Here is a 7,631-nt window from a genome sequence, read left to right as displayed (position 1 = left end):
GGCCGTCGACCGCGCCCCGGGTCCTGGTGCCCGCGCCCGGTGTACCCGCCCAGGCCGCCGCGCCGGCCGTCGAGGCCGATCCCGCGCCCGCACCGGCTGGGAAGGGGGTCACTCCAGCGGCGGAAAGCCCGGCCGCGGAGAGCCCAGCCGCTGTCGGGCCCGAGCCGGTCTCCGGGCGGGCGGCGACGGCCGACGCTGGCTTGCCGGCCATCGAGGCGGCCGCCGCAGCGGCGGCCGCCGACGGCGCCACCGAACCGGAGGCGAGCCCAGCGGCGACCGCGAGCACGAGCGCCACCCCGCCCACCCCGGGCACGACGACCCCCGAAGCACCAGCGGCCGGCGCACCGGCGGCCTGGGCCCCGCCGCCCGGCACCACCGCACCGGTCACCGGCCAGCCCGCGCCGGTCCGGCCGGTACCGGGTCAGCCGCACCCCGCACCGCCACCGTGGCAGACCTTCCCGCCGCAGCCCGGCGGGGCCTGGGCACCCCGCCCGCGCGTACCCCGGACGTCGTTCCTCGGGGCCCGCTGGCCGGGGCCGAAGCCGGGCACCGGCCGCGCGGTCCCGCTCGGCGTGCTGGCCGGGGCGCTGGGCACGGCGTTCTTCGTGCCGCTGAACCGGGTGGGCGTCGGCTGGTTCCTCGGCTGGCTCACGCTGACCCTGGGCGTGCTGCTCGCGGTGCGGCGACACACCGCTGAACTGCCCCGCACCGAGCGGCTCATCCGCGCCGGCTGGGCGGCGGCGGCCCTGGCGCTGCTGGCCGTACCGGCGTTCCGCAACGCCTGGTGGCTGGTGACCTTCTGCGTCCTCGGCGCGCTGGGCTGCGCCACCCTGGCCATCGTCGGCGGACGGCTCGTCCGGTCGATCCTGTTCGGCCTGGTCGCCACGCCGTTCGCGGCGTTCCGCGGCCTGCCCTGGGTACGCCGGCACATCACCGCCTCCCCCGAGGCCGGGACGGTACGCCGGGTCGTCGGCTCGATCGCGGCCACCGTGCTGGTGCTGCTGGTCTTCGGCGCCCTGCTCGCCTCCGCCGACGCGGCCTTCGACGAGGTGCTCAGCGCGATCGTGCCCGACGTCAGCGGCGGGTCGACGTTCCAGGGGATCTTCCTGGCGGTGGTCGGCGGGCTGATCGCCGTCGCGGCGGTCTACACCCTGGCCGCCCCGCCGGACCTCTCCACCGTGGACAAGCCGAGCGCGCGCCGCCTCGGCCTGCTGGAATGGGCCCCGGCCATCGGGGCGCTGACCCTGCTCTTCGCCGGGTTCGTGGTGGTCCAGTTCGCCGTGCTCTTCGGCGGGCAGCGGCACGTGCAAAAGGTCGCCGGGTTGAGCTACTCCGAGTACGCCCGCAGCGGCTTCTGGCAACTGCTCTTCGTCACCCTGTTGACCCTGGCCGTGCTCGGCGGGGTGAGCCGCTGGGCCAGCCGGGAACGGTCGGCCGAGCGGACCGTGCTGCGCGTCCTGCTGGGCCTGCTCAGCGCACTCAGCGTGGTGATCGTCGTGTCGGCGCTGTCCCGGATGTGGACATACCAGAAGGTCTACAGCTTCACCGGCGAGCGGATCTTCGTGATGGCGTTCGAACTGCTGCTCGGCGCGGTCTTCCTGATGATCCTGGCGGCCGGAGTCCGGTGGCAGGGCCGGTGGATCCCGGGCACCACCGTGGCGCTCGCCGTGGCGATGCTGCTCGGCCTGGCGGTGCTCAACCCGGAGGACTACGCGGCCCGGCGCAACATCGTCCGGTACGAGCAGGCTGGCAAGATCGACGCCTGGTACCTGCGCGCGCTCTCCGCCGACGCCACGCCCGCGCTCAGCGAGCTCCCCGACCCGGTCCGCCGCTGCACGCTGAGCTGGATCGCCAAGGACCTGAAGCAGCCCGACCCCTGGTACGCCTGGAACCTGGGCCGGTACCGGGCCCGGCAGACCCTGGACCGGCTCGGCAAGGGTGCGATCGGCGGCCCGAAGGACTGCCGCAAGGCCGACCAGTTCGACCTGCCCAAGAGCCGCGGCCCGCGGTGACGACCCGGCCGGGCCGCGCACCGACGCGGTCCGGCCGGCGTACCCGGGTCGTCCGCGAACGTTCACGGCCCCCTCACGCCAGGGCCACGACGGGCACCGGCGCCGCCTCTAGCTTCGGCATCGTCATCCGAGCAAGGGGAGGTTTCGCATGTCCGTCCGTCAGCTCATGGCGGCCCTGGCCGCCGGGGCGGTGCTGGCCGTGCCCACGGCGGCGCACGCGGCCACCGGTCCCGGCGTGCTGCCGCAGAAGACCCAGTTCGACCTGCAGGCGCACCGGGGCGGCATCGGCCTGACCACCGAGGAGACCCTGGCGGGCTTCGCCAAGGCCATGCGCCTGGGGGTCAGCACGCTGGAACTGGACACCCAGGTCACCCGGGACGAGAAGGTCGTGGTCACGCACGACCGGCAGGTCAGCGCGCAGAAGTGCCGGGACACCGCGCCGGTCACCCCCGGGGACCCGATGTACCCGTACGTGGGGAAGTACATCAGGGACCTGACCCTGGCCCAGATCAAGACCATGGACTGCGGCTACCAGCAGCTGCCCGGCTTCCCCGAGCAGGAGCGGATCGCCGGCGTCCGGATGGCCGAGCTGCGGGACGTGCTGGACCTGGTGAGGAGCTGGCACGCCAACCAGGTCACGCTGAACATCGAGACCAAGGTCGAGGCGGGGGCGCCGGAGCAGACCGCGCCGCGTGAACTCTTCGTCCGCCGGGTCTTCGAGGAGATCCGCGCCTCCGGCATCGAGGACCAGGTCACCATCCAGTCCTTCGACTGGGGTGCGCTGCGGGTCATGCACCGGCTCGCCCCGCGGTGGCCGCTGGTGGCGTTGACCAACTACGACTTCCTGCAGGTCGGCAAGCCGGGCGCGTCGCCGTGGCTCGGCGGCCTCGACGCGGACGACTTCGGCGGCGACTTCGTGCGGGCGGCGGCGGCCATACCGGGCGTGACCGCGCTCTCCCCCAACTACGGCTTCCCGCAGAACGGCACGGTCGCCGACCCGGGCTTCCGCTTCTACCCCGACGCCACCATGATCGCGGAGGCGCACGCGCGGGGTCTTAAGGTCATCCCCTGGACCTGCGACGACCCGGCCACCGTCGCGGCCCTCATCGACCTGGGCGTGGACGGCATCATCACCAACTACCCCAACCGAGTACGCCAGCTCATGGCCGAGCGGGGCATGCGCCTGCCGAAGGCGTACGAGCCGCGCTGACCGCGCACCGGAGGGCGCCCGACGGGTGCCCTCCGGTCGCCCGTCCTCGGCACTCTCAGCGCGGGCCCCGGCGCTCCGCCCACATCTCGCGGGTCATCTCGTACTCCACCTCGCCGAGGTCCGCCCCCGGCAGCGGCTCGTCCCACGACGGGAAGTAGGTGCGCACGTACCGCAGGCCGACGGCCTTCATCACGGCCTGGGAGCCGGCGTTCACGGCCATCGTCTGCGCGATCACCCGACGCTGCCCGACGGTGTCGAAGGCGTGCCGCAGCAGGGCACGGGACGCCTCGCTGGCCACGCCCTTGCGCCAGTGCCGCCGGACGATGCGGTAACCCAGGTCGCAGACGGTCGGGTCGTCGGGCTGGTCGGGGCCGTGCGCCGGGGGCAGCATCATCAGCCCGGCGAACTCACCCTCGTCCTCCCGGGCCGGTGGCGTCGAGCCCGGTGCCGCGCCCGCGGTCGCGAACGCCATCCAGTAGCCCAGGCCGTCCACCCGGCGGCCCAGCTCCATCCGCCGGGCGTGCGAGACGATCACCTCGTCCCTGGACCGGGCCCGGCCGAAGAGGTAGCGGAGCACCTCCGGGTCGGCGTCGAGCTGGACCTCCAGGTCGAGGTGTCGGTCGGCGAGGGGGACCAGCAGCAGGCGGTCGGTATGCAAGATCGGCTGGGGCACGGGATCACCATCACACGTGGGCGCCCGATGCGGCGATCCGTTTTGCGTCGGGGGCTTGGCGCCTGGCCCGGAGCTACCGGTCGCCGTAGTGGTATCGGCAGGCGATGATCTCGACGTCGTCCTTGGTGATCCGGTAGACCAGCCGGTGCTCACGATCGATCCGCCGAGACCAGAAGCCGGACAGCTCCCCCCGAAGGGGCTCCGGCTTGCCAATGCCCTCGTACCCGTTGCGCATGACGTCCGCGATGAGATCGTTGATGCGCTTGACCAGCTTGCGGTCCGTATGGCTGAGGTACTGGTCCCATGCCGTCGGCGTGAAGACCAACCTCACGCGACGTCCCGGACATCGGCCGGATCGATCAGGTCCCGCTCGGCGGCAGCACCCGATTCCAGCTCCGCCATCGAGCGGCGGAGGGCAGCGGCGTTGCTCGGATTCCGGAGCAGGTACTCGGTCTCCTTCATCGATTCGTACTCGGCGAGGGGCACGATGACGACCGGCTCATGCCCCGACCGGGTCACCACCAGCTCTTCCGCGTCGTCGATGACGCTGTCCAGCTCGGCGGCCAGGTTCTGGCGCAGCTGGGTGAAGTTCACGGTACGCATGGTCACCCCCACGGCAATGTACAGAAAAGTGTACCTCACCGTGATGGGGAGATCGGATACGACAAACGCCCCGGTGTGGGATGCTCCCTCACCAGGGCGTTTCGCTCGCTCGGGTGGAGCCGAGGGGACTCGAACCCCTGACCCCCACACTGCCAGTGTGGTGCGCTACCAGCTGCGCCACGGCCCCTTGCGGTCGTCCCCGGTCGCCCGGGCACGGAGAGAACTATACACACGCCGGTCGGCATGGTCATCTCGCGGGGGTCCCCCACCCGGAGGGGTCAGTTCAGCGCCACGTCCGGCGGGAAGTGGGCCACCGCCGCCATCATGCCGCCCTGCCGCCGCAGCACCATCGGCCACAGATCATCCGGCCGGTCGACGAACGCGTCCCCGGGCAGGGCGTCGAGGACGAACCAGGACCCCTCCTCGATCTCCCGTTCGAGCTGGCCGGCGCCCCAACCGGAGTAACCGGCGAAGACCCGGATCCCGCCGACAGCCTCCCGCAGCCGCTCCGGGTCGACCGACAGGTCGATGGTGCCGACCGCGCCGGAGACCCGGTGGAAGCCCTTCACCGGCTTGACCGGGTGCCGCATCCGGGCCAGGCAGATGGCCGAGTCGGGCTGCACGGGCCCGCCCTCGAAGAGCACCGCGGGATGCCGGGCCAGGTCGCTCCAGTCGCCCAGGACGTCGGCCACCGGGACCTCGGTCGCCCGGTTGAGCACCACACCGAGCGCGCCGCCGGGCTCGTGGGCGACCAGCAGCACGACCGTACGGTCGAAGTTGGGGTCCTTGAGCGTCGGAGTCGCGACCAGCAGCCGCCCGGTCATCGAGTCCATGGCCCGGCCACCGATCGCCTGTCCCTCACCCTGCATGTCCGACACCCGTCAGCCGTACGCCGGTGCGGCGCACCCGGCGTCGTCGGGGAGCCGCGCTGTCAACGCCATGCCACGCACCATAGCCTGCACCGGGCCCGCTGACTAAGGTCTGTCGGGCGGGTGATCGCGACAGGATCGAGGGAGGGCCGCATGGGTCCAACGGCCGAGCTGGCGGTGATCGGCGGGTCGGGCCTCTACGCCCTGCTCGACGGCGCCACCGAGCACGAGGTGGACACCCCGTACGGGACGCCGTCGGGCGCGATCACGATCGCCGAGGTGGGCGGCCGCCGGGTGGCGTTCCTGCCCCGCCACGGGCGCGACCACCGCTACCCGCCGCACCGGATCCCGTACCGCGCGAACCTGTGGGCGCTGCGCTCCCTGGGGGTGCGCCAGGTGCTCGCCCCGTGCGCGGTCGGCGGGCTCCGGCCCGAGCTGGGCCCGGGCACGTTCGTGGTGCCGGACCAGCTCATCGACCGCACCAGCGGCCGGGTGCAGAGCTACTACGACCGGGGCGCCGTGCACGTCCCGTTCGGCGACCCGTACTGCCCGGCGGGGCGCCGCACGCTGCTCGACGCGGCGGCCGGGCGGAACGTGCCGGCGGTGGACGGCGGGACGGTGGTGGTGGTCGAGGGGCCGCGCTTCTCCACCCGCGCCGAGTCGCGCTGGTTCGCCGCGATCGGCGGCACGGTGGTCAACATGACCGGCCACCCGGAGGCGGTGCTCGCCCGCGAACTGGCCCTCTGCTACACGTCGATCGCGCTGGTCACCGACCTGGACGCGGGCGTCGAGGCCGGCGAGTCGGTCACCCAGGAGGAGGTCTTCCGGGTGTTCGCGGAGAACACCGACCGGCTGCGCGGGGTGCTGCTGGACGCGGTGGCCGCGCTGCCGGCCGAGCGAAACTGCCCGTGCGGGCACGCCCTCGACGGGATCAAGCTGCCCTTCCCGCTGCCCTGACCCGAGAAGCGCCCGAAAAGTCAACCGAGGACCGATAAATTCGGTTGGTCGGAGAGCTGATCACCAAGCCGCCTCCGGCACCACGCGGGGGACGGGAGGCAGCCGGCGATGGCAACGGTCCGCGACACGACCTACGACCTGCTCCGTGACCTCGGCCTGACCACCGTCTTCGGTAATCCCGGCTCGACGGAGGAGACCTTCCTGCAGGACTTCCCCGCCGACTTCCAGTACGTGCACGCGCTGCACGAGGCGTCGGCGATGGGCATGGCCGACGGCTACGCGCAGGCCACCGGCCGCCCCGCGCACGTCAACCTGCACACCGCCCCGGGCACCGGCAACGGGATGGGCAACCTGGTCACCGCCTGGCACAACAAGACGCCGCTGATCGTCACCGCCGGCCAGCAGAACCGGGAGATGCTGCTGCTCGAGCCGCGGCTGGCCAACCGCCGGGCCACCGAGCTGACCCAGCCGTACGTCAAGTGGGCCTACGAGCCGGTCCGCGCGCAGGACATCCCGGCGGCCTTCATGCGGGCGTACGCGACGGCCGTGCAGCCGCCGGCCGGGCCGGTCTTCCTCTCCCTGCCGATGGACGACTGGGGCCGTCCGGCCGACCCACCGCCGCAGGTCCGGACCGTGGCCACCCGGATCGCCCCGGACCCGGACCTGCTGCGCGGCTTCGCCGAGCTGCTGGCCGCCAGCCGCGCCCCGGCCCTGGTGCTCGGCGCGGCGGTGGACCGGTCCGACGCCTGGCCGGCGGCGGTGGCGCTGGCCGAGCGGCTAGCCGCCCCGGTCTGGTCCGCGCCCGCCCCGGAGCGGGCCGTCTTCCCCGAGAACCACCCGCACTTCCGGGGCGTCCTGCCGTACGCCATCGGCCCGCTCGCCGAGGCGCTGCACGGGCACGACACCGTGCTGGTGATCGGCGCCCCGGTGTTCCGCTACTACCCGCACGTGCCCGGCGACTACCTGCCGGCCGACGCCCGGCTGCTGCACGTCACCGACGACCCGGACGAGTCGGCCCGGGCCCCGGTCGGCGCGAGCCTGCTCAGCGACGCCGGACTGGCCCTGGCCGCCCTGCTGGAACTGCTGCCGCCGGCGGACCGGCCACCACCGTCGGCCCGCCCCGACCCGGCGCCGCCGGAGGCCACCGAGCCGCCCAACGCCGACGCGCTCTTCGCGGCCCTGGCCCGGCACTGGCCGGCCGACGGGGTGCTGGTGCAGGAGTCACCGTCCAACCTGTCGGCGCTGCGCCGCCGGCTGCGGGTCGACCGGCCCCGGTCGTACTTCACGATGGCCAGCGGCGGCCTGGG

At 73.4% G+C, this 7,631-nt stretch carries 8 protein-coding genes and 1 tRNA gene; 4 read left to right on the top strand and 5 right to left on the bottom strand.

Translation table 11 applies throughout. The features are described 5' to 3' along the window. Both ACWEVO_RS23565 and ACWEVO_RS23560 read left to right on the top strand, forming a co-directional pair. Positions 1 to 2,012 (top strand): DUF4153 domain-containing protein (locus ACWEVO_RS23565; protein ID WP_452309685.1); only part of this gene is annotated, 2,012 nt, incomplete at its 5' end. A 148-nt stretch (positions 2,013 to 2,160) separates the two neighbouring features. Further along, the gene (locus ACWEVO_RS23560; protein ID WP_452309683.1) at positions 2,161 to 3,222 is read left to right on the top strand and encodes a glycerophosphodiester phosphodiesterase family protein; all 1,062 of its coding nucleotides are present in this window, start codon (positions 2,161 to 2,163) and stop codon (positions 3,220 to 3,222) included. A 55-nt stretch (positions 3,223 to 3,277) separates the two neighbouring features. Here ACWEVO_RS23560 and ACWEVO_RS23555 read toward each other — a convergent pair whose 3' ends face one another. From ACWEVO_RS23555 to ACWEVO_RS23535, 5 genes are all read right to left on the bottom strand, one after another. Next, positions 3,278 to 3,895, bottom strand: coding sequence for a GNAT family N-acetyltransferase (locus ACWEVO_RS23555; protein WP_452309682.1), 618 nt, complete (start codon positions 3,893 to 3,895; stop codon positions 3,278 to 3,280). A 73-nt stretch (positions 3,896 to 3,968) separates the two neighbouring features. Further along, positions 3,969 to 4,226 (bottom strand): Txe/YoeB family addiction module toxin, encoded by a 258-nt coding sequence (locus ACWEVO_RS23550; protein WP_452309681.1) that lies wholly within the window; start codon positions 4,224 to 4,226, stop codon positions 3,969 to 3,971. Beyond that, positions 4,223 to 4,498, bottom strand: a complete 276-nt coding sequence (locus ACWEVO_RS23545) for a type II toxin-antitoxin system Phd/YefM family antitoxin (RefSeq protein WP_452309687.1) — start codon at positions 4,496 to 4,498, stop codon at positions 4,223 to 4,225. The genes ACWEVO_RS23550 and ACWEVO_RS23545 overlap by 4 nt, the downstream gene beginning before the upstream one ends. 114 nt (positions 4,499 to 4,612) lie before the next feature. Then, a tRNA-Ala gene (locus ACWEVO_RS23540) sits at positions 4,613 to 4,685 on the bottom strand. A 91-nt stretch (positions 4,686 to 4,776) separates the two neighbouring features. Next, positions 4,777 to 5,367 (bottom strand): YqgE/AlgH family protein, encoded by a 591-nt coding sequence (locus tag ACWEVO_RS23535; RefSeq protein WP_452309686.1) that lies wholly within the window; start codon positions 5,365 to 5,367, stop codon positions 4,777 to 4,779. A gap of 153 nt (positions 5,368 to 5,520) precedes the next feature. On the opposite strand from ACWEVO_RS23535, the gene ACWEVO_RS23530 reads away from it, so the two are divergent. Both ACWEVO_RS23530 and mdlC read left to right on the top strand, forming a co-directional pair. Continuing rightward, complete coding sequence (locus tag ACWEVO_RS23530) at positions 5,521 to 6,324, top strand: S-methyl-5'-thioadenosine phosphorylase (RefSeq protein ID WP_452309680.1); 804 nt, start codon at positions 5,521 to 5,523, stop codon at positions 6,322 to 6,324. Positions 6,325 to 6,432: 108 nt separating this feature from the next. Then, a partial coding sequence (gene mdlC, locus ACWEVO_RS23525) for a benzoylformate decarboxylase (RefSeq protein ID WP_452309679.1) occupies positions 6,433 to 7,631 on the top strand: 1,199 nt, incomplete at its 3' end.

The sequence above is a fragment of the Micromonospora sp. NPDC003776 genome (assembly GCF_053605645.1).
This window is presented reverse-complemented; position numbering and strand designations above follow the sequence as displayed.

Coding starts and splice junctions, on each gene's coding strand:
- ACWEVO_RS23545 (WP_452309687.1), bottom strand. CDS start 4,498: ATGCGTACCGTGAACTTCACCCAGCTGCGCCAGAACCTGGCCGCCGAG.
- ACWEVO_RS23530 (WP_452309680.1), top strand. CDS start 5,521: ATGGGTCCAACGGCCGAGCTGGCGGTGATCGGCGGGTCGGGCCTCTAC.
- ACWEVO_RS23535 (WP_452309686.1), bottom strand. CDS start 5,367: ATGCAGGGTGAGGGACAGGCGATCGGTGGCCGGGCCATGGACTCGATG.
- ACWEVO_RS23560 (WP_452309683.1), top strand. CDS start 2,161: ATGTCCGTCCGTCAGCTCATGGCGGCCCTGGCCGCCGGGGCGGTGCTG.